Below are 19,393 nucleotides of genomic sequence, written 5' to 3'. Positions count from 1 at the left end.
GTTGGGGTTCGCTGTGTTCACGGCCAAACTGCGACTTGCCGAAAAGCCGTGGCATGCCACAGCCTCCTTGCGAGGGGATATGGAAAACCGACTACCTACTCGCTATTCCCTATTCCCCATTCCCGGCGCTCCGGCCAGCATCACCGCCGCCCGCCCCGACGCAATCTCGATTCCCGCGTGCTCGATGCGAAACGCGTACTGCCAGCTCGAGTCCGTGCCCATCAGGCGTTCGCCGAATACATCGAGCGGGCCCTGAAGATCATCGATGCGCGCAACAGCCAGGGAAACGCCGCGCAGCGAAACGAGGAAACCCGGTGAAGCGGCTTCCCCGGCTTCGCGGGCCAGCAAGGCCCCGTGCACGGCCATTGACTGCGCACCGTATTCGCACAGGTGCACGGCCCGCAGGACGTCGTCGCTGCGCAGCGGATTGTCCGCACGCCGGTGCGAGTCGGTGCGCGCGTGGATCGCATCAGCCGACCAACGGACGACACCATCGAGCAGGCACATCGTGCCCTGGTGCGGAATCAGGTGTGCCCAGTCCGATTTATCCAGCATGGCCGGATCGTCCCTTGCGCGCCATCAGGATGGACAGGCAGAAATGGAAGCCGACGCCGAGGCTGACGGTCAGGCCGATCGCGCGCAATACCGGCAACGACGACCAGGCCAGCAGGGCGAATACGAGCAGGGCCGAGATCACGCAGACCAGGGTCGCATGCAGGGTACGCCGCGCTTCGGCGGCATCGGGTGTCGTGCGCTCGAAGAACAGCGCGTAGTGCAGGCCGAGCCCGGCGGCCAGGGTCAACGCGACCAGATGGAACAACGACAGCGAGAAGCCACTGATGCGCAGCACGGCCAGAACGAGGATGGTCGCAAGCGTCATCGGTGCGAGCACGTGCCATGCGCGCCGAACATCGCGGAAGGCGACAAACACCGTGATCACGAGCAGCACGATGGCGATCACGAAGGCCTGCAGGATGCGCTCGCGATAGGAAATGACCAGGGATTCGGACGCACCCTTGAGATCGAGCAAGCGCACCGCGCCGCCGGTCTCGGCAGCGAGCGCCCCGAATGCTTCGGCATCCTGCATGCCGATGATCGTGCCGAGACCGAGCCAGTGTCCCTCGCGCTCGACCAGCATGGCGTCGATGCGGGCTCCGATGGGCGAGCTGGCAAAGGCAGCTGGGGTCAGTGGCTCGAGTCCGCGCGCAGTTTCGACATCATCGACAAAGGGTTCGAATAGTCCCTGCCGAAACGGCAGGCCAGCGCTGGCTTCATCGAGCATGGCTTCAAGCGCGTCGCGCGAGGGCAGTTTCTGCTGGCGCGCGCGCTGGGTTTCGAGGCTCGGCAGGTAGCGGCTCGGCAGTTCGGCGGCGGCGATCGCGCCCTGTTCGACCAGGGCCTCGATGCGCGGCGCGACCTGTTCGGAAAGCTCAAGCACGCCTTCGGCATCCTCGGCTTCGACAATGAGCAGATAGCGCACATCGGGTGCGCCGAGTGCCGCCCGCAGCCGACCTTCGCGCTGCATCAGGTCCTGCGGCACGGGCGTCAGCGCTGCGAGATCGTTCTGCCAGAACGGCGTTGGCGCAGCCCACAGCATGATCGCTGCGATCACGCACAGCAGTGCCGGCAGCCAGCGTGGTCGTGGCAGTGCCTCCAGCCAGTTCCAGACCGCGCCGAGTCCGGGCGTGTCGGCCGCGTCCCTGAACCTGATCGGCAATACGCGCGGCAGCAGATAGCGCGTGCTGAAGCCGGCGACGAGCAGGCCGCTGATGGTGAATACGGCCAGCTGCATGAGGCCGGTCACGCCGGAGGCAAAGAATGCCAGATAGGCGATGCACGCCGATGCAATGGCCGTCAGCAGCAAGGGCCACAGACCGCGCACGCTTTCCAGTGCGGTCTCCCCGGCCCGTCGATGACTGAGCAGGCGGATGGGGTATTCCTGGGCAACGCCGAGCAAGGTGAAGCCGAACGCGAGCGTAATGCCGTGCATTTCGGTGAAGACCAGGGCAATCGCGCCCACCCCTGCCAGCGCCCCGGAAGCTATCGGCAAGGCGGCGAGCCCGAGCACGGCGATGCTGCGATAGGCGAGCAGGAGCAGGATGATGAAGCCCACCGTGCTGATCCGGCCCAGCCACTCCGATTCGCCGCGCGTGTCGGCATTGACCATTACGGTGAAATAGCCGGGTCCGCTGATGACAAGTTCTGCCGTATCGCCTGCGGACTTGACTGCGTCGAACGTGTTGCGGATCGCGGCGATCGCCTCGCCCTGCGCTTCGGGATCAAAGCCCGGCGCGTGCGTCTGGGCCAGCAGCAGGGCCTCGTTCTCGGGCGAAAACCAGACCCCGTCGCGAACCAGTGGCTGCCGCGGGGGTGACCACGCTTCGGCCAGCTTCATGATCTCCAGGGTCGGATCCCGCTCGAGAATCGGTTTCAGCAGGGTTGCGGCAGGCGAGCCGAGATCCTCGACGCGCTGCTGCAGCTCGTCGGCCAGCACGGCCGCGTCCAGCGGTTCCTCATCGAAGCTCGCGGTCAGCAGATAGCGATAGGGCAGCAGCGTCTCATCGAGCATGCCGGCGTCGAACTCGCCATTGATGACCTGGGAAAAGCGTGGATCCTCACGCAGCGCGCTGCTGAATGTCCGGCTCAACTCCGCGAGCCGTGATTCCTCGTCACCGCTGATGGCGAGCAGGAGCAGTCGCGAGCCCGGCCCTTCGCCGATCTGTTCCATCAGCAATTTCTGGTCGGCGCTTTGCGCGGGTGGCATGAAGCTGCGCAAGTCCGTGCTGATCTTCAGCGTGTGCGCGGTGTAGGCAGCCACACTGACCAGCGCGACGATCCACGCTGCCAGCAAGGCAAATCGACCCGAGCGCCCTGTCACTTCGCGGCGTCTCCGCCACGGCAGGCCGATTCGACATTCTTTTGCGTCAGTGGCTCGGGCAGGGGGGCCGAAGCCAGCTGCTCGACCATCATGATGCTGACGTCATCGTCGGCATCGACGATGCTGAAGCAGTTGGCATCGTCCCCGCTGCCATCGACCACGATGGCATCGATGCGCTTGCGCAGTCGCTTGTCGCTTGGGGCCAGACGCAGCTGCCACCGGTCCTGGTTGCCGCTACCGGTCAATTCGAAATCGCGTTGCAGTGCCTGTGCATCGCCGCCCAGCAGCGCGCTGAAGCCACGCAGGAATCCTTCCAGTTCGGGAACGCGCTGCAAGGAGATCTGGCGCGGCTTGCGCTTGCCGCGTTGCAGGGTCACCTGCCCGTCAGCGATCGTGGTGACCTCGGTGTAGGGTTCGTCGACACGCTTGCCGAGGCGGCCGGGGCCCAGATATTCCAGTTCGCCACGCGCGACCAGGGCTCGATCGTACATGTGCGAAAAGCGGACTTCGGTGTAGGCCGTGCGCGCAGGAAGCTCGCGCTGCAGGCCGGCGACCAGGGTCAGCGGATCAAACTCTGCTGCGCTCGCCAGAGAAGGCAGAATCAGCCACGGAAGGCTGCGCAGGGCGAGGCGTTTCCAGGTTCCAGAAGTCATAGAAATTGAACCAGTTGTAAGGATGGGCGCGGACATGGTGTTCCAGCCGTTGGGCATAGCGTTGCACGAAAACACGCAGTTCCGCCTCCCTGCCGCGTCTGGGCAGGTCGAGCTGTTCAGCTAGCTGCTCGAAGATCAGGTCGTAGCTTCGACCTCCCCGATACATGCCGAGGCACAACACGACAGGGACCTTGAGCATGCTCGCGATCAGGAACGGAGCGACTGGAAAGCGGGCAGGCGAACCGAGGAAGTCGACTTCAACGGTCGCTTCGCCAGGACGCGCGCGATCACCGAGCAAGGTCGCCAGGGCGCCTTCCTGCATGGCATCGTGCAGCGCGAAAACGACCTCGTGTCCGGGCCGCGAGGCATCGATCACGTTGTTCGCGATGTCCGGACTCAGAGCGTGCAGAAGCTCGGTCATGGCCGGCGTCTGCTTTGTATTGAGCACAACCCGCACCTTCACGTCCGGTCGCTGCAGGGACATCACGCGCAACACTTCGAAGCTGCCGACATGGGCGCCGACCAGAAGAACTCCGCGATCCGGCCGCATCATGGCGTGCAGTTCATCCAGCCCGTACACGCGCACATCGAAGTTGCGCAGATGTTCGGTGAGCAGGTAAATCCGGTCGAGCATTGTCGCGGCGTAGCGGTGGATGTGGTGGAAGACCATTCGCGCATTCGCCGGGCGCCCGAACATGCGCTCGAGATAGGCGTAGGACGCACGCCGCTCGGCCGTGCGGCGCAAGAAGAAGTACAGCGTGATCGGATACAGCAATGCGCGCGCTACCCTGCGTCCCAGGGTCAGTCCGATGGTGCGGATCAGCCACAGCGCGAAGCGCCCGCCGCCCTCCCGTTGTTCGCTCCAGTGCTCGCTCAAGCCAGCTCCCCCTCACCCGAAACCAGAAGCTGATCCTCGCGCACGATACGAAAACGCAACCGCCCAGCGCCGAGGTTGACATGCATCTCTGCCGTTTGCCCCGGCAAGAGGGGTGCGCGGAACTTCACCGCGCCAAGGCGCAACAGCGTGCCCCGACCCTGCCTTTCGAGACATGCGGCGACACGGTCCAGAAGGACGACTCCGGGAACCACGGGCTGGCCGGGAAAGTGACCCGGCAGGCACGGATGTGTAGCGGGGATGCAGAGCGCTTCGATGAACTCGCAATCGTCTTGCCGCATCGCTCAGGATTTCCCTTGCGTGCCATGCGCGGAATCGCGCAGCAAGCCATGCCAGTTCTGCACGAGCTTCTGCAGGAAAACATGCAGCGGGACGTGCGGCAGATGGCGCAGGTACCAGCGCCGGAAAGCGTACTCGATGGCCATGAATGCGGCGGGCAGCAAATAGCCGCCGATGTGCACGTAGTTCATGCCCCAGGAATGAAGACGCTCGTTCTCGGCAATCGACGGCAACCACCAGACCAGCATCAGTACGAGCAGGAAGGCCTGGATCAGGAACAGGCAGGTCCAGGCAATGGTCAGTGCGCGCGCATAGCCGGCCACGCGCGGCAGCTTCAAGTGTTCCGGGCCCTCGATCGCACAGATGGCACGCGCAATCAGCGGCGTGCTCGCGCGGCGCAGGGTCAGGCCGAACAGAATGGCCAGGGCCACGTTGATCAGGACAGGAACCAGGTCGAGCGCGATCCGCCCGTATCCGTTCAGGCTCAGGACGAGCAAGCCGGAGCCGAGAATCAGCCAGCAAATCCAGGCCCAGGCCTTGCGCGCCAGCATCGGTTGCGCCAGTACCGCGGTCACCAGCAACGCAACGCAGGCCGCCGAAAGCGGCTCGCTGCCGGTCGTCCACGCGGCCAGCACGAGGAGCAGGTAGAGCGCGATGGCAATGGCGACCAGGGCACGGCGCCATGCCGGGGCTGGCAGCTTGGTCACAGGTCGGCTGTGCAATTGGGCAGGGCGATTCACGCGCTGGACTGAGGCAATCGCCATGGGAACGGGGCGGAAATGTAACATGGAGGGCAGGATCCGATGGAGTGCCGCAGGAACGGGCGCGGCATTGGACACGCTCTTTCCGCAGTCGGGGAACATGCCATGCAAGAGGCTCTGCAATGCGATGTGCTGGTGATTGGGGGCGGTCCTGCCGGGTCGACGGCTGCGACCCTGCTGGCGCGCAAGGGTTGGCAGGTGCTGCAGCTGGAGAAGGACAGCCACCCGCGATTCCACATTGGCGAATCGCTGTTGCCGTGCAATTTGCCGATCCTCGAGCAGCTTGGCGTGCTCGATGAAATCGAGGCGATCGGGGTGCGCAAGCTCGGCGCGGACTTTCCGGCCACCGAGGGGCGCTACCAGACGTTTCACTTTGCGCGCGCCCTGGGCCAGTCGCCCGACCATGCCTTTCAGGTCAAGCGCGAGGAGTTCGACCGCATCCTGTTCGAGAACGCGCGCGCGAATGGTGTCGACGCCCGCGAGCGGACATGCGTGACGTCGGTCTCGATCGATGGCCCGGGATCCGTGCAAGCACGGGCCCGCGAGGCCAGCGGAACGGAATTGTCGATCAAGGCACGCTACCTGGTCGATGCCAGTGGTCGGGATACCGTGCTCGGCAGGCAATTCCGCCTCAAGCGAAAGAACGCGGTGCATCAGAGTGCGGCCATCTTCGCCCATTTCGAGTCGGTCGAACGCCGTGATGGCGAGGACGCCGGCAACATCAGCATCTACCATTTCGAACAGGGCTGGTGCTGGTTCATTCCCTTGCGCGATGGCCTGATGAGCATCGGTTGTGTGTGCTGGCCGGAATTCCTCAAGCAGCGCAAGGGCAGCAACGAGGCCTTTCTCATGCAGACCCTGCAGCGCATGCCCGAAGCATGGAGCCGGATGCAGGCGGCGCGCATCCGCGGCGAGGTCCGCGTAACCGGCAACTATTCCTACACCTGCTCGCGCATGTGCGGACCCGGCTGGATCATGGCCGGGGATGCCTGGGCGTTCGTCGATCCGGTGTTTTCCTCAGGTGTCTACCTGGCCATGCACAGCGGAACCGCGGCAGCGGCACTGGTTGATGCCTGCCTGCGAGACGGGGCGAGCGAAAAGCGCCTGCAGCGGGCTTACGATCGGCGCATCCGTCGCGGAGTGCGCGTGTTTTCCTGGTTCATCTACCGCTTCAATTCGCCGGTCATGCGCGGACTGTTTGCGAATCCGCGCAACCACTGGCGTGTCGAAGAGGGTCTGGTTTCGATGCTGGCCGGTGATGTGTTCGACAACGCTCCGGTGATGCGGCGCATGCGCCTGTTCAAGTTGATCTATGCGGTGACAAGCCTGCTTTCGTGGGCGCGCTGGCGCAGCGAACGGGTCGCGCGACGGCGTCAGGCCAGGATCGAATTCAGCGGCGGCAGTACGCCCGTGGATCCGGCTTGACCGGCATGCAGGCATCCTTGCCCGGACAGGCTGCCGAGGAACCGGCCGATTCGGTCCGGCTGGAGTTCGAGACGGCGCCGGCGAATCTGGACTTGCTCGACGACGAGGTGCATGTCTGGTTGTGGCAGGCGGCCCGGCCGATACCCCCGCGCGATGTATCGCGCCAAGCGAACGAACAACTGCTCGGCTTGCTGCATCGCTATGCCGGCGCCGCGCCGCCGGCGCTTCAGCGTGGCGAGCATGGCAAGCCCTACGCGAGCCAGGCGGGATTTCCGCAATTCAACCTGAGTCATGGCGGGCAATGCGTGCTGTTCGCATTTTCGAAACGGCAGGAACTGGGCATCGATGTGGATACCCTGGCGCGCCGGCACACGCCGCTGGAGCTGGCCCGACGCTTCTTCGCCGACGAGGAGTCGCGCGCTCTGGAGAGGCTGGATGGTTCGAGCCAGGGTCCGGCATTCATGCGCTTGTGGACCGGCAAGGAAGCCGTGCTCAAGGCCCTGGGACAGGGACTTTCATTCGGCTTGCACCGATTGCAGTTCGAGCTCGACCACGAGGGCCGGGCAGGCAGGTTGAAGGCGATCGACACCGCGGCGGGCGCCGTCGAAGACTGGCAGCTGCATCGATTTGAACCGCTACCGGGGCATGTTGCAGCTCTGGCCTGGCGCGGCCCGGCATTGCGTATTCGTGCGTTCCTCATGGAGGACGCGCAGGTCAAGCCTGCGCCGGCGCGTTGACGGAATACAGCTCGAGTGTAGGGGCGAGTCTCGGACTCGCCCGGCTTTCTGCCGCAACTTGCACAAACCAGGGAGCGGGCGGGACTGGGACGAATCGCACTGATTTGGAGCCGATCCCCCGTTTTCGCGCCCATTTTCGTCATCCCGGAGCAGCCTGGAATGACGAGCCTTGGGTCAGTGCCAATCGGATCTGAAGCCAACAACGAAGCAGAAACGCGAGGGAGGTTATCGGATTCCGCGCACTCGTTCGCAACCCCTGCAGGGTGGGTCTGAGACCCACCCCTACAACAAGCACCGCGCCGGAAGCCTGCTAGGCGCGCTCTTTTTCGATATGCGCGGAAAGTGCGCGCAGACTGCCGAAAATCTGCCGATTTTCAGGGTTGTCGGAGCGTAGCTGGAATCCGTAATGCTTGGATACTGCCAGGGCGAGTTCGAGCGCATCGATGGAGTCGAGGCCAAGATCGCCGTCGCCGAACAGCGGTGCATCGGGGTCGATCGCCGCCGCTTCCACGCCTTCGATGTTGAGGCTGCTGATCACGAGTTGGGCAAGTTCGTGTTCGGCGGGGGATTGCGTGGGGGTTGCTGAAGCTTGTGTCACGGGAAGGCCTGCCTGGTCGGATAGTCGGTGGTCAATAGCTGCGCAGTGTATCATCCGCGACCGCCAACCCTGTGCCGGAAACAGGCCCGAGATCTGAAATTCACGTGATATTCCCCGAACCACCCACCACCGCCAAATGCGCTTCGATGCCTCCGCTACGGGCCAGCTATGAGGCAGGCCGGCTTGAGGATCTGCTGGCCGGCCCCGACGTGCTTGCCGTGATCGGCTTCGGCCCGTCCGCCGGATCCAGCAACGATCCGCGCTACCTGAATATCGGACTGGAGCAAGCCGGAAGCAACCGCTATGAAGTCTGGCGAGGCGTGGCACCGGTGCGTTCGGGCGTCATGGGAAACGTGCGCTGGAGCAGTGACGATACCTACCTGTTCTTCGCCGTCGAAATCGATGAAGCCGAATCCGGTGGCATCGATCAGGCCGCGGAAAAGGCCTATTCCAGGATCTGCAACCTGCTCGACGAGCAACGCCTCGAGGGCGGTACGCGACCGCATATCTTGCGCCTGTGGAACTACATGGACGCCATCAACGAGGGCGAGGGAGACGATGAACGCTACCGGCAATTCTGCTGTGGTCGCGCACGCGGAATCACCCCCGCCGCACGCAACGGCTACTCTGCCGCCACCGCTATCGGGCGTCGCGATGGCGTGCGCGTGCTGCAGGTCTATGGATTGGCGGCGCGTCAGGCCGGTGTAGCGGTCGAGAATCCGCGTCAGGTCAGTGCCTGGTCCTATCCACGCCAGTACGGCCCGGTCGCGCCGACTTTCGCCCGCGCCACGCGAACGCCCGCCGAGCAACTCCTGGTATCCGGTACGGCGGCCGTGGTCGGCCATGCCTCGGTCCACCTCGGCGACACCTTCGCCCAGTTCGAGGAGACCTTGCGCAATCTGCAGAGCCTGCTCGACGCAGCCGGTAGCGAAATCGCCCGTCGCGGTCTGGCGGCGAGCCTGCTGAAGGTGTACCTGCGCGATCCGACTGAAGCCGCGGCGATCGAGCAACGCATGCGCGAGCGCTGCCCGCCCCAGATCGACTGCATTACCCTGTTTGGCGACATCTGCCGCAGCGACCTGCGCATAGAGATCGACGGCATGCAGATCTAGGGCAACGCTGAACAAGTGGCACAATCGTCTCGGCGCGTACCCGCGCACTGCATATTGTGCGTCGCAGCAGGATGCAATTCGTTGGCGCAGGCTTCAGGCTCATCGCTGCTGTGCTAACGTCATGAAAGTGTGATCTGGTTTGCATTCCCGGCGTGTCCGCAGTCCGCTTTTCAATGCGAAGCAATGGACGATCCGGTGCTACTTCCCGGTGCTAGCATTTCATCTCGCAGCACCACTACTGGCGCAACGCGCCTGGGAGACACAGCATGAAAACGCGATTGGGACACTACGACATCGTTTCCGAATTGGGTCGTGGAGGCATGGGCGTCGTCTACAAGGGACACGAGTCCTCGCTCAACCGCTACGTCGCAATCAAGGTTCTGGCCGATTCCCTTGCCCACGACGAGGGGGTCAAGGAGCGCTTCCTGCGCGAAGCACGCAGCATGGCCGCGCTCAATGATCCGTACATCATCCAGATCTACTACATCGGTGATGACGAGGGTCAGACCTTCTTCGTCATGGAATTTGTCGAGGGCGAATCGCTGGGTACCCTGCTCAAGCGCGAGCACAAGGTCGCCGCCGGGCCGGCCGCGAAGATCATCTACCAGACCGCGCTCGGCCTCGCCACGGCGCACGACAAGGGCGTGATCCACCGCGACATCAAGCCAGGCAACCTGATGGTTTCCAGTCGCGGCACGATCAAGATCGCCGATTTCGGCATCGCCCTGTCAAACCAGGACTTGTCCAACAAGCTGACCTCGACCGGCGAATTCGTCGGCACGCCGGGCTATCTGTCGCCGGAAGTCTGCCTGGGCAAGAAGGTCGACCAGCGTTCCGACATCTTCTCGCTCGGCATCGTGTTTTTCGAGATGCTGGCCGGACGCATGCCGTTCACCGATGAATCGCCACTCGGGCTGATGCTCGAGGTCGTCCGCGCCGAGATACCGGACGTGCGCGAGCTGAACAAGGAAGTGGACGAGCAGATCGCCTGGATCCTGTCCAAGATGATCGCCAAGGAGCCGGAGGATCGCTACCAGAGTTGCCACGAGCTGGCGGAGGATCTGGCCGCTCACCCGCTGGTGGCCAAGGGCGGTCCGATCACGATCGTGCCCAAGGTCTCGGCAGCCGCAGCCACCATGGTCGGCCAGAAAACCCCGTTCTCCGGCCAGAGCGCTCTGCCGAAGACGCCGGTTTCGAACTCGGGCGCAGCCAATACCCGGATCACTCCGTCGTCGCAGCCGATGCCGCCGGCGTATCCGTCGCAGGATGCGTCCGCGACTGCGCCGGGCGTCTCGGGACAGGCGTTCGAGCGCCGTTCCGTGCTCGAGAGCCAGGCCGGTGCCAGCGACAAGCGCAGTTCCGTTGTGCCCCTGGCGATTGCTGCCGCCCTGGTGCTGTGTCTGATCGGAGGCGCATGGGCGTTCCGGGACAAGATCCCGGGCCTCAGCAGTGTCGAGTCCGACCGGGTCGCCATGGTCGATGAATCGACCGACAGCAACACGAGGGCAGACAGCCCCGCCACGACGGCCGATGGTGAAAAGGCTGCTGTCGTGACGAGTCAGGATTCGGACACGAGCGCATCGAACGATGTGGCGACGGTCGCCGTGGCCGATGCCGGCGCGGACGGCCCCGGCCCACGCGCTTCGCAAGCCGACGTCGATGCCTTGCGTGACCTGCCGGCGGCACGAGCGGCCGAGGAATCCCAGGGCAATGTGCCGGCGCCGCGGGCCGAGGAAGCCGTGGCCGTCGCCATGGTGCCCAAGAAAGCACCGTCCAAGCCGGCCAAGCCGAGCGTGCCGACCATTGCCGTTGTCTTCGGTGGCGACGATGTCATCGCCGAACCGGCGCGCGATGCGATCGCCAGCCTGCTGCAGCGCCGCGGATTCCGCGTGATCGAGGCAGGCCAGGTCCAGGGCAACAGTCCCGACATGGGACGTCTTGCAGGGCGTGCCGATGCCGTGGTCTTCATTCAGGCCAAGCCGGTCGGTTCGCAGGAGCTGTTCTACTATGGGCAGGCATCCACGCTGTACACCGTGCAGCTCGGGGTCAAGGCCTACCGTGTTTCCGATGGCAGCACGCTGTGGAGCAGCGCCAAGTCGCAGGTCAACTTCAGCACCCTGAATGCGACCGAGAAAGCCCAGGAAGCGGTCGAGCCCCTGCTTGATGACGTCGACAGGAACCTCGCCGAGTTCCGCTCGCGCAGCAGCCGCGGCTGAAACCACCCGGCATGAGGAAAAAGCGGACTTCGGTCCGCTTTTTTCTGGCCGGTGTCGGGCAAGGGCAACGCATTCCCCAGTGACGCGCACTCCCCGCACGCCGAGAACCGTTCGCCCCGAGCGTGTCGAGGGGCCTCTGCACCAGATCCGAAAATCGAACGGCACAACGGGCGTCATGCCCGGGCTTGCAACGCGGGAGATCCGAAGAAGTCGTCGGACTTCAGCGCCCCATACAGATCAAACAGCCGAAAGATTGGCATAGGCGAGCACCAGCCACTTCTGGCCGGCCCCTTCAAAATTCACCTGAACGCGGGTGTGCGCGCCGGTGCCCTCGTAGTCGACCACAACGCCTTCACCAAAATTGGAGTGGCTGACGCGCTGGCCGAGCTTCAGGCCGTGGTTGTGCTCGGCCAGCGAGGTGTGCGCAGCGGCAGGCAGGCTGCGGCTCAGTTGCGGGCGCGGGCGGATCTCCTTGAGCAATGCGGCTGGAATCTCGCCGAGGAATCGCGAAGGCCGGCCATACATCTCCATTCCGTGCATGCGCCGTGTTTCCGCATAGCACAGCAACAAGTGTTCGCGTGCGCGGGTAATGCCCACATAGGCCAGACGACGTTCCTCCTCCAGGCGTCCGGGCTCCTCGACCGACTTGTGGCTGGGAAACAGACCGTCCTCGAGGCCCACCAGGAACACCAGCGGAAATTCCAGGCCCTTGGCCGAATGCAGGGTCATCAATTGCACGCACTCCTGCCAGGCCTCGCCTTGCGCTTCGCCGGACTCGAGTGCTGCATGCGAGAGAAAGGCGGCCAGCTCGGACAATCCCGCCTCGTAATCCTCGGGCGTGCGCTCGAAACGATCGGCGACATTGACCAGCTCGTCGAGATTCTCCAGCCTCGATTCGGCGCTGGTCTTGTCGCGTTCGTGGTAGTCGCGAATGCCCGAACGCACGATGACATGATCCATCTGCTCGGACAGCGGCAAGGGTTCATCGGCGTCCGCGTCCTCGGCATCCGTTTCGCGTCGTTCCTGCCCGGGTGCCAGGCAATCCCGCGCCAGTCCTTCGATCAGCTCGAGGAAGGTACGCAAGGCATTCCTTGCCCGGCCGGCCAGCGTGCTGTCGGTCAGTTCGGAAAGGACCGCTTCCCACATCGAAGTGTCTTCGCGCCGCGCGCGCGCGCGCAGCAAGTCGATCGTGCGATCCCCGATACCGCGAGGCGGTGTGTTCACGACACGTTCGAAGGCCGCGTCGTCATGGCGGTTGCCGATCAGGCGCAGATAGGCGAGCGCGTCCTTGATCTCGGCGCGATCGAAGAAGCGCTGGCCGCCGTAAACACGATAGGCGATGTCGTGCTGGATCAGCTGTTCCTCGAAGTTGCGCGACTGCGCGTTCGAGCGATACAGAATCGCCACGTCGTTCGCACGATGGCCTTCGCGCAGGTACTCTCGAATGCGTTCGATGACGAAGCGTGCCTCGTCCTGCTCGTTGTAGGCCGCATAGACTTCGATCGGGTCGCCATCGCCGTCGGCGGTCCACAACTGCTTGCCGAGTCGGCTCGGGTTGTTTGCGATGACCGCATTGGCTGCGCCAAGAATGTTCGCCGTGGAACGGTAGTTCTGCTCGAGGCGGATGGTTCTCGCTTCGGGGAAATCGCGCAGGAAATGCTGCACGTTTTCAACACGCGCGCCGCGCCAGCCATAAATGGCCTGATCGTCGTCACCCACCACAAACACCTGACCGGTGGTCCCGGCGAGTACTCGAATCCAGGCGTATTGCAGCGTATTGGTGTCCTGGAATTCGTCGATCAACAGGTGCCGGTAGCGTTCACGGTAGTGGGCAAGCAGGGCATCGTCGTGCAGCCAGAGTTCATGCGAGCGCAGCAGCAGCTCGGCGAAGTCGACCAGACCGGCACGCTGGCAGGCACGCTCGTAGGCGACATAGATGTCGACCATCGTTCTGGCCATCGGATTGCCCGCCGCATCGATGGCTTCGGGACGCTTGCCTTCGTCCTTGGCCGAATTGATGAACCAGGCAGCCTGGCGGGGCGGGAACCGCGCTTCGTCGATGCCAAGGCCCTGGATCGTGCGCTTGATCAGGCGCTGCTGGTCATCCGAATCGAGGATCTGGAAGGTTTCGGGCAGGCGGGCTTCACGCCAGTGCCTGCGCAGCAGCCGATGTGCAATGCCGTGGAAGGTACCGATGGTGAGACCGCGCGGACCCTCGCCAACCAGAGCCTGGGTACGGGCGCGCATTTCTGCGGCGGCCTTGTTGGTGAAGGTGACCGCCAGTATCGACCACGGCGATGCGCGCTCGACCTCGAGCAGCCAGCCGATGCGATGGGTCAGGACCCGGGTCTTGCCCGAGCCAGCTCCGGCGAGTACGAGGGTATGGCCCTGCGCGGCGCTGACCGCTTCTCGCTGGGCCGGATTCAGATCATCAAGCAGGTGGGAAACATCCATGTCGCCATTGTAGTGGCCCGTCACCGCTGCCGGGTCGAACCAGGCTGATCAGCGCTTGCGCATTGCGCCGGCGACCAGCAAGCCCAGTCCAATCAGCACGCCGGCACCGCCCGCCCACTGCGGCACGGTCTTTTCCTCCTGCACGGTCGCCGACAAGCCACCGATCTTCAGTACTTCCTTGTCCCTGCTGAAATCCAGGTTTCCCGTGAATGCGGCCGCGCCGACAACAATGAACAGGATTCCGGCAATGATCATTCCCATGCGCATGGTGCTACCCCTGTGTCGTGGTTGGAACCTGCAGGGTGACCGGCTTCAGGTGCCCGTGCAAGACAGTGCCGTTCGCCTGCGCAACTGGGGTTCAGGTTTCTCTCACTTGAACGTCAGTGCCTTCAGTGCGCGGCGCCCGGCTTGCTGCGCGGAATACTCTGCATGACCCGGTCGGTATAGGCGATGCCGATGGCCGACAGGATGAAGACGCAGTGGATGATCGTCTGCCACATGACGCCGGCTTCGGTCATCGTGGTGCAGGTCTGGATCGTGCCGTTGATCACCGCACTGGCCGTTGGCGCGAGTTCATTTGCGCTGCAAAACGGAAGACCACCGAGAGTTCCCGCCGCGATGAAGGTCTTCAGCAGGTGGATCGAGGAAATGCCGATGATCGCCATGGCCAGCTTGACCTTGAGCACCGAGGCATTGACGTGGCTGAGCCATTCCGGCTGATCCGGGTGTCCCTGCAGTCCGAGTCGCGAGACAAAGGTTTCGTAGCCACCGACGATGACCATGATCAGCAGGTTCGAGATCATGACCACGTCGATCAGGCCGAGCACGATCAGCATGATCTGCTGCTCGCCGAACGAGGTCGAGTGCAGGATCAGGTGGATCAATTCCTTGACGAACAGGATCACGTACACGCCCTGCGCGATGATCAGGCCAAGGTACAGCGGCAGCTGCAGCCAGCGTGAGGAGAAGATCAGGGCAGGAAAGAAGCTCAAGGGCGGTTTGGCTTGCGACATGCGCATACTCGGTCGGTGGCAGGGCCGCGGATTCTAGCAAGCGCTGCAGGAATCGGTGAGCACCATCCGCCAGAGCGCGCGCGGGATCGTCCGGCCTGGCCGACCCGGCGCGTTTTCGCCGCGAATGGGCCTATTCGACAAGCCGGACGCCCGGCAACCCGAGCACATAATCCTCGCCCATCAGCAGCGACGGCGTGTAATAACCACCGGCCGGGGAATTCGCCAGCAGATGCTCGACGATGCCGAGACTGGCCGTGACCGTCAGCAAATAGCCATTCGGCGTTATCAGGGAAAGCGCGACTTCCTTGCCGGCGCCATTGCGCACTTCGCCCCAGACCTGGCATCCGCAGCGCTGGCGGCGCTGTTCATCCGGCCCGTCCGTCTGCGCAGCCCTGCGTTCGAGGAACTTCTGTACAGGCCCCAGCCCGAGAAACCAGCGCAGGTGGCGCAGACGACGCATGTTTGCGATCGTCTTCTCGGGCATCGCCATGTAGGTCTCGACATTCGGAATGCCTGTCGAGACGAATGCAGTGTAGACATCGCCCCAGGGGATACTGACAGCGGAACGCTCGCTGCCGTCTTCGCGCGTGAACGTGCGCGACTTCCACGCCAGCGGAACCTCCACCACCTCGCCATTGACACGCGCGCGTCCGCCCTTGACCAGGCCACCCACACTGGTTCGGGCCGTGCCGGGGCTGGGTCCACCGGCGGCCTCGAATCCCAGCACCAGATGACTCGCGTCGGGCAGGCGGTTCTTGAGCATTGCCGCCAGGCAATCGGTGGGAACAACATCAAAGCCGGTTCCGGGAAACACCACGACACCCTCGTACTGCGCGCGTTTATCGGTGTGGTGGCAGAGCGCAAAGACATCGATTTCGCCGGTGATGTCGAGGTAGTGGGCCCGATTGCGCAAGCAGGCCTCCAGCAGCGGTTCGCAGGTGCGTTCAAACGGACCCGCGCAATTGAGCACGATCCGGATGCCATCGAGGTTGCGGTCGATTTCGGCCGGATCGCCAAGTTCAAAAACCCGGCGGGTCAGCTTGAGCGGCTCGGCCAGGGCGTCCAGCGCATCGCGATTGCGTCCGGCGAGAACGGGTTTGAGGCCGCGCTTGCAGGCTTCGGCGGCGATCAGCCTGCCGGTGTAGCCGTTGGCACCATAGATCAGGATCGGATGCATCAGTTCGTTCCCCTCTGCTGGACCAGTTGCATGAGCTTGCGGAAATAGAAATCCGGAAACCAGCGCTTGAGACGCCAGGCCTTGCGCACTTCGGCCGTCGGCAGGATCAGGAATTCGCCACGCTCGACGCTGCGATAGATGGATTCGGCGATATCCGCCGGCGTTTCCCTTGCGTTGCGCATGAGCTTCCTGGCCACGTTCAGCGACGTGGTATCCGGCGCGCGGAAACCTTCGAGCAGATTGGTCTGGAAAAAGCTCGGGCAGACGACGGACACGCTGATGCCACTGCCATGCAGGTCGGCGCGCAGCCCCTCCGACACCGTGACCACGCCAGCCTTGGCGGTAGCGTAGGTGGCCATGTTCGGACCGCCGGCAAGGGCGGCGAATGAGGCGATATTGACGATATGTCCCGTACCCTGTTCGACAAGGACCGGACCGAACAGCCGGCAACCGCGCACGACGCCGAGCAGGTTGATGTTCAGCATCCAGTGCCAATCCGACATCGAGGCGTTGAGCACCGAGCCACCCCCGGATACGCCGGCGTTGTTGATGACCAGGTCGACCCCCTCCCAGGCGGCCAGGATCTGGTCACGAAGGTCCTCGAACGACTCGTCGTCGCCGACATCCACCTGCAGAGCCATTGCACCTATGCCGAAGCCCGTGATCAGGCCGACCGTTTCCCTGGCCCGATCCAGGCGGATGTCGGCGCAGGCGACACGCCAGCCGGCTTCTGCGTAGCGAAAGGCCAGTGCTCGACCAAGGCCGCTGCCGGCTCCGGTGATCAGGACTCGTCGGGAGGATTCCATAAAGCCACCATTGGGGTTTGATAATCTATCCTGCAGAGCGGGCGTATGGTCGGAAGCGAATCGGGAAATCTCTTGCCCCGCGTTCCGACCACATCTATGGGGTCATCCTACTACCAGGACATCGAATGCAGTGGCCAAAGCTGACGGCGGAAGTCGAAACCCGCCTGAGAATCGTTCTGCTCGTGATCGCCGTCGCTGCCAGCGTGGCCCTGCCCTATACGATCATCCGCTCCAGCGCCGATCGCATGCTGCTCGCGTCGAACTGGGTCGTGCATTCGGCCGCCGTGCGGGAGAAGTTGTACGAACTGGGATTCCAGATGAGTGAACTGGAGAGCCTCGTGCTGTCCGAGCTTGTGGACGTCTATCCCGGCGAAAACAGGCCCGCCTATGCGGACGTTCGCGCACGCATCACGCCCTTGCTCGACGATCTCGTAAACAGCACGCGCGACAACATCGAGCAGCAGGGCAGGATCGGAGCGCTGCGAGTGCTGCTCGATGGCCGCATGAAGATGCTGGACAGTGCTCTGGATCAGATCCGCAACAAGAATTTCGACGCCGCGATGGAAACGCTGAATGACGGTGCCAGAATGTTCGGATCGCGGGAGACGTCCTGGGAGATCGTCAGCACCGAGGAGGCACTGTATCGACAGCGCGAAGAAGAGATGGCACAGACCACGCGTGCCTCGCGCTGGACGATTGCCGGCGCCCTCATTGCCCAGTTGCTGCTGCTCGGTTCGGTGGTGTTCGTTTCCGAGCGACAGGCACAGCACCGGCGCAGCGCCGAAGAACTTGCGCGCACGGCCGTGGAACGCTCGCGGCTCATCGTGCAGAGCATGCGCGAACCCATTGCCGTTCTGGATTCCTCATTGCGTGTCTTGATGGCCAATGAGGCATTCGCGGAGTTCTATGGCAAGCCGCCGCAGCAAGGTGAGGATGACCACCTCAAGAACCTTGGCGATGGCGCCTGGGACAATCCGATGCTGTTGCAGCGCCTGCTCGACGTCGCCGCGCGCGGGCGGGAAATCTGGGATTTCGAACTGGAACAGTACAGTGCCGATGACATCGAACGCATCGTGCTGGTGAATGCGCGGCGCATGGACCTCTCCGACAGCGCTGAATTCGGTGCCGAACAGACGATTCTGCTGACCGTCAGCGATGTCACCGCACGCAAGCGCTACGAGCAGAGAATCAGCGAACTGAATGAAGACCTCGAAATCAAGGTGGAACAGTTCTCCGAAGTGAATCGCGAACTGGAGGCATTCAGCTATTCGGTGTCACACGACTTGCGTGCGCCGTTGCGCCATATCGCCGGCTTTGCCGAGAAGCTGGGCAACCATCTCGGTGAATCAGCGGATGACAAGGCCCGGCATTTCCTTGGCGTGATCAGCGACGCTGCACATCGCATGTCGCGTCTGATCGAAGACCTGCTCGAGTATTCGCGACTCGGTCGCGGTGCGTTCAGGGTCTCTGCGGTAAACATGAACCAGCTCGTCGAGGAATTGCGCTCGATGATGCTGGCCGATCACGAGGAGCGGGATATCGTCTGGAAGGTTGCCGATTTGCCCACGGTGATGGGTGACGAGAGCATGCTCAGAAGGGTTTGGCAGAATCTGCTTTCGAACGCCATCAAGTACACTTCGGGGCGCGACAGGGCTGAAATCGAAATCGGCGTAGAGCGCGAGACCGAAGGAGAAATCACCTTCTTTGTGCGCGACAACGGTACCGGATTCGACATGGAGTACGCAGGCAAGCTTTTTGGCGTCTTTCAGCGTCTGCACAAGGCGTCCGAGTTCCCTGGCACCGGTATCGGTCTGGCCAATGTCCGCCGCATCATCGGCAGGCATGGCGGCCGCACCTGGGCCGATGCCGTGCCCGACCAGGGAGCAACCCTCTATTTCTCGCTGCCCGAAGTGACAGGCGCAGTCATATCCGATGGAACAACGCATGAATCGTGAAATACATACCATCCTGCTGGCCGAAGACAGTGCTGCGGACGCCGAGATGGCCATCGATGCGCTGCGCGAGGCAAAGCTCGCCAATCCGGTCGTGCACGTCGAAGACGGCGTCGAAGCACTCGACTACCTGTATTGCCGAGGCACCTACGAAGGGCGTGGCAAGGGCAATCCGGCCGTTGTGCTGCTCGATATCAAGATGCCCAGGATCGACGGTCTCGAGGTGCTCAAGCGCATGCGGGCCGATGAGCATTTCAGGCGCGTCCCCGTGGTCATTCTCTCCTCGTCCCGCGAAGAGAGCGATCTGATAGAAAGCTGGGATCTCGGCGTCAATGCCTACGTCGTCAAGCCCGTCGATGTCGGCCAGTTCTTCAGCGCGGTCCAGATACTCGGTCAATTCTGGGCTGTTCTCAACGAATTTCCGCAGCAGGAATGAA

18 protein-coding genes are annotated in these 19,393 nt (G+C 63.4%); 6 read left to right on the top strand and 12 right to left on the bottom strand.

What is annotated here, in order from left to right:
- Window positions 1-102 precede the first annotated feature (102 nt).
- Genes R3F00_RS00850 through R3F00_RS00825 form a run of 6 tightly spaced genes read right to left on the bottom strand, consistent with a single transcriptional unit; the run spans window position 103 to window position 5,469 of the window.
- On the bottom strand, window positions 103-555 hold the full coding sequence (locus R3F00_RS00850; protein ID WP_371279803.1) for a phosphotransferase: 453 nt from the start codon (window positions 553-555) through the stop codon (window positions 103-105).
- Complete coding sequence (locus R3F00_RS00845) at window positions 545-2,878, bottom strand: MMPL family transporter (RefSeq protein WP_371279801.1); 2,334 nt, start codon at window positions 2,876-2,878, stop codon at window positions 545-547. Before R3F00_RS00845 ends, R3F00_RS00850 begins: the two co-directional genes overlap by 11 nt.
- Window positions 2,875-3,531 (bottom strand): LolA-related protein, encoded by a 657-nt coding sequence (locus tag R3F00_RS00840; RefSeq protein ID WP_371279800.1) that lies wholly within the window; start codon window positions 3,529-3,531, stop codon window positions 2,875-2,877. Before R3F00_RS00840 ends, R3F00_RS00845 begins: the two co-directional genes overlap by 4 nt.
- The gene (locus tag R3F00_RS00835) at window positions 3,446-4,408 is read right to left on the bottom strand and encodes an acyltransferase (RefSeq protein ID WP_371279799.1); all 963 of its coding nucleotides are present in this window, start codon (window positions 4,406-4,408) and stop codon (window positions 3,446-3,448) included. The genes R3F00_RS00840 and R3F00_RS00835 overlap by 86 nt, the downstream gene beginning before the upstream one ends.
- Window positions 4,405-4,707 carry a hydroxymyristoyl-ACP dehydratase gene (locus R3F00_RS00830; protein WP_371279798.1) on the bottom strand — a complete coding sequence of 101 codons (303 nt, stop codon included), beginning with the start codon at window positions 4,705-4,707 and terminating at the stop codon, window positions 4,405-4,407. Before R3F00_RS00830 ends, R3F00_RS00835 begins: the two co-directional genes overlap by 4 nt.
- A 3-nt stretch (window positions 4,708-4,710) precedes the next feature.
- Window positions 4,711-5,469 carry a xanthomonadin biosynthesis protein gene (locus R3F00_RS00825; protein WP_371279797.1) on the bottom strand — a complete coding sequence of 253 codons (759 nt, stop codon included), beginning with the start codon at window positions 5,467-5,469 and terminating at the stop codon, window positions 4,711-4,713.
- 102 nt (window positions 5,470-5,571) lie between these two features.
- On the opposite strand from R3F00_RS00825, the gene R3F00_RS00820 reads away from it, so the two are divergent.
- Together R3F00_RS00820 and R3F00_RS00815 are read left to right on the top strand one after the other, a co-directional pair.
- A complete protein-coding gene (locus tag R3F00_RS00820; protein WP_371279796.1) occupies window positions 5,572-6,891 on the top strand; it encodes an NAD(P)/FAD-dependent oxidoreductase in 1,320 nt (439 codons plus the stop codon).
- 5 nt (window positions 6,892-6,896) lie between these two features.
- Window positions 6,897-7,628 carry a 4'-phosphopantetheinyl transferase superfamily protein gene (locus R3F00_RS00815; protein WP_371279794.1) on the top strand — a complete coding sequence of 244 codons (732 nt, stop codon included), beginning with the start codon at window positions 6,897-6,899 and terminating at the stop codon, window positions 7,626-7,628.
- Between the two features lie 310 nt (window positions 7,629-7,938).
- On the opposite strand, the gene R3F00_RS00810 is transcribed toward R3F00_RS00815, so the two are convergent.
- The gene (locus R3F00_RS00810) at window positions 7,939-8,226 is read right to left on the bottom strand and encodes a phosphopantetheine-binding protein (protein WP_371279793.1); all 288 of its coding nucleotides are present in this window, start codon (window positions 8,224-8,226) and stop codon (window positions 7,939-7,941) included.
- A gap of 104 nt (window positions 8,227-8,330) precedes the next feature.
- Between R3F00_RS00810 and R3F00_RS00805 the strand changes: the two genes are divergently transcribed.
- Together R3F00_RS00805 and R3F00_RS00800 are read left to right on the top strand one after the other, a co-directional pair.
- On the top strand, window positions 8,331-9,338 hold the full coding sequence (locus R3F00_RS00805) for a pteridine-dependent deoxygenase (protein ID WP_371279792.1): 1,008 nt from the start codon (window positions 8,331-8,333) through the stop codon (window positions 9,336-9,338).
- Window positions 9,339-9,604: 266 nt separating this feature from the next.
- The gene (locus tag R3F00_RS00800; protein WP_371279791.1) at window positions 9,605-11,554 is read left to right on the top strand and encodes a protein kinase; all 1,950 of its coding nucleotides are present in this window, start codon (window positions 9,605-9,607) and stop codon (window positions 11,552-11,554) included.
- Between the two features lie 237 nt (window positions 11,555-11,791).
- On the opposite strand, the gene uvrD is transcribed toward R3F00_RS00800, so the two are convergent.
- The 5 genes from uvrD to R3F00_RS00775 form a co-directional block, all read right to left on the bottom strand.
- Entirely contained in the window at window positions 11,792-14,008 is a 2,217-nt protein-coding gene (uvrD, locus tag R3F00_RS00795; protein WP_371280022.1) for a DNA helicase II, read from the bottom strand.
- Between the two features lie 48 nt (window positions 14,009-14,056).
- Complete coding sequence (locus tag R3F00_RS00790; RefSeq protein ID WP_371279790.1) at window positions 14,057-14,275, bottom strand: hypothetical protein; 219 nt, start codon at window positions 14,273-14,275, stop codon at window positions 14,057-14,059.
- Window positions 14,276-14,397: 122 nt separating this feature from the next.
- Window positions 14,398-15,021 (bottom strand): TIGR00645 family protein, encoded by a 624-nt coding sequence (locus tag R3F00_RS00785; protein ID WP_371279789.1) that lies wholly within the window; start codon window positions 15,019-15,021, stop codon window positions 14,398-14,400.
- Window positions 15,022-15,151: 130 nt separating this feature from the next.
- Window positions 15,152-16,198 (bottom strand): trans-acting enoyl reductase family protein, encoded by a 1,047-nt coding sequence (locus tag R3F00_RS00780; RefSeq protein WP_371279788.1) that lies wholly within the window; start codon window positions 16,196-16,198, stop codon window positions 15,152-15,154.
- Entirely contained in the window at window positions 16,198-17,004 is an 807-nt protein-coding gene (locus tag R3F00_RS00775) for an SDR family oxidoreductase (protein ID WP_371279787.1), read from the bottom strand. The genes R3F00_RS00780 and R3F00_RS00775 overlap by 1 nt, the downstream gene beginning before the upstream one ends.
- A gap of 125 nt (window positions 17,005-17,129) precedes the next feature.
- Here R3F00_RS00775 and R3F00_RS00770 point away from each other — a divergent pair, with 125 nt between their 5' ends.
- Both R3F00_RS00770 and R3F00_RS00765 read left to right on the top strand, forming a co-directional pair.
- On the top strand, window positions 17,130-18,959 hold the full coding sequence (locus tag R3F00_RS00770) for an ATP-binding protein (RefSeq protein WP_371279786.1): 1,830 nt from the start codon (window positions 17,130-17,132) through the stop codon (window positions 18,957-18,959).
- On the top strand, window positions 18,949-19,392 hold the full coding sequence (locus tag R3F00_RS00765) for a response regulator (protein WP_371279785.1): 444 nt from the start codon (window positions 18,949-18,951) through the stop codon (window positions 19,390-19,392). The genes R3F00_RS00770 and R3F00_RS00765 overlap by 11 nt, the downstream gene beginning before the upstream one ends.
- The last annotated feature ends 1 nt before the right edge of the window (window position 19,393 follow it).

The sequence above is a fragment of the Dokdonella sp. genome (genome assembly GCF_041395345.1).
Classification (GTDB): Bacteria; Pseudomonadota; Gammaproteobacteria; order Xanthomonadales; family Rhodanobacteraceae; genus Dokdonella.
The sequence above is the reverse complement of the archived record's forward strand: the minus strand, read 5'-3'. Positions and strand labels throughout refer to the sequence as shown.

Bases quoted from the DNA above. Each gene is read 5' to 3' on its own strand.
- R3F00_RS00850 (WP_371279803.1), bottom strand. From the start codon at position 555: ATGCTGGATAAATCGGACTGGGCACACCTGATTCCGCACCAGGGCACG.
- R3F00_RS00840 (WP_371279800.1), bottom strand. From the start codon at position 3,531: ATGACTTCTGGAACCTGGAAACGCCTCGCCCTGCGCAGCCTTCCGTGG.
- R3F00_RS00830 (WP_371279798.1), bottom strand. From the start codon at position 4,707: ATGCGGCAAGACGATTGCGAGTTCATCGAAGCGCTCTGCATCCCCGCT.
- R3F00_RS00825 (WP_371279797.1), bottom strand. From the start codon at position 5,469: ATGGCGATTGCCTCAGTCCAGCGCGTGAATCGCCCTGCCCAATTGCAC.
- R3F00_RS00820 (WP_371279796.1), top strand. From the start codon at position 5,572: ATGCAAGAGGCTCTGCAATGCGATGTGCTGGTGATTGGGGGCGGTCCT.
- R3F00_RS00815 (WP_371279794.1), top strand. From the start codon at position 6,897: ATGCAGGCATCCTTGCCCGGACAGGCTGCCGAGGAACCGGCCGATTCG.
- R3F00_RS00800 (WP_371279791.1), top strand. From the start codon at position 9,605: ATGAAAACGCGATTGGGACACTACGACATCGTTTCCGAATTGGGTCGT.
- uvrD (WP_371280022.1), bottom strand. From the start codon at position 14,008: ATGGATGTTTCCCACCTGCTTGATGATCTGAATCCGGCCCAGCGAGAA.
- R3F00_RS00790 (WP_371279790.1), bottom strand. From the start codon at position 14,275: ATGCGCATGGGAATGATCATTGCCGGAATCCTGTTCATTGTTGTCGGC.
- R3F00_RS00785 (WP_371279789.1), bottom strand. From the start codon at position 15,021: ATGTCGCAAGCCAAACCGCCCTTGAGCTTCTTTCCTGCCCTGATCTTC.
- R3F00_RS00780 (WP_371279788.1), bottom strand. From the start codon at position 16,198: ATGCATCCGATCCTGATCTATGGTGCCAACGGCTACACCGGCAGGCTG.
- R3F00_RS00775 (WP_371279787.1), bottom strand. From the start codon at position 17,004: ATGGAATCCTCCCGACGAGTCCTGATCACCGGAGCCGGCAGCGGCCTT.
- R3F00_RS00770 (WP_371279786.1), top strand. From the start codon at position 17,130: ATGCAGTGGCCAAAGCTGACGGCGGAAGTCGAAACCCGCCTGAGAATC.
- R3F00_RS00765 (WP_371279785.1), top strand. From the start codon at position 18,949: ATGAATCGTGAAATACATACCATCCTGCTGGCCGAAGACAGTGCTGCG.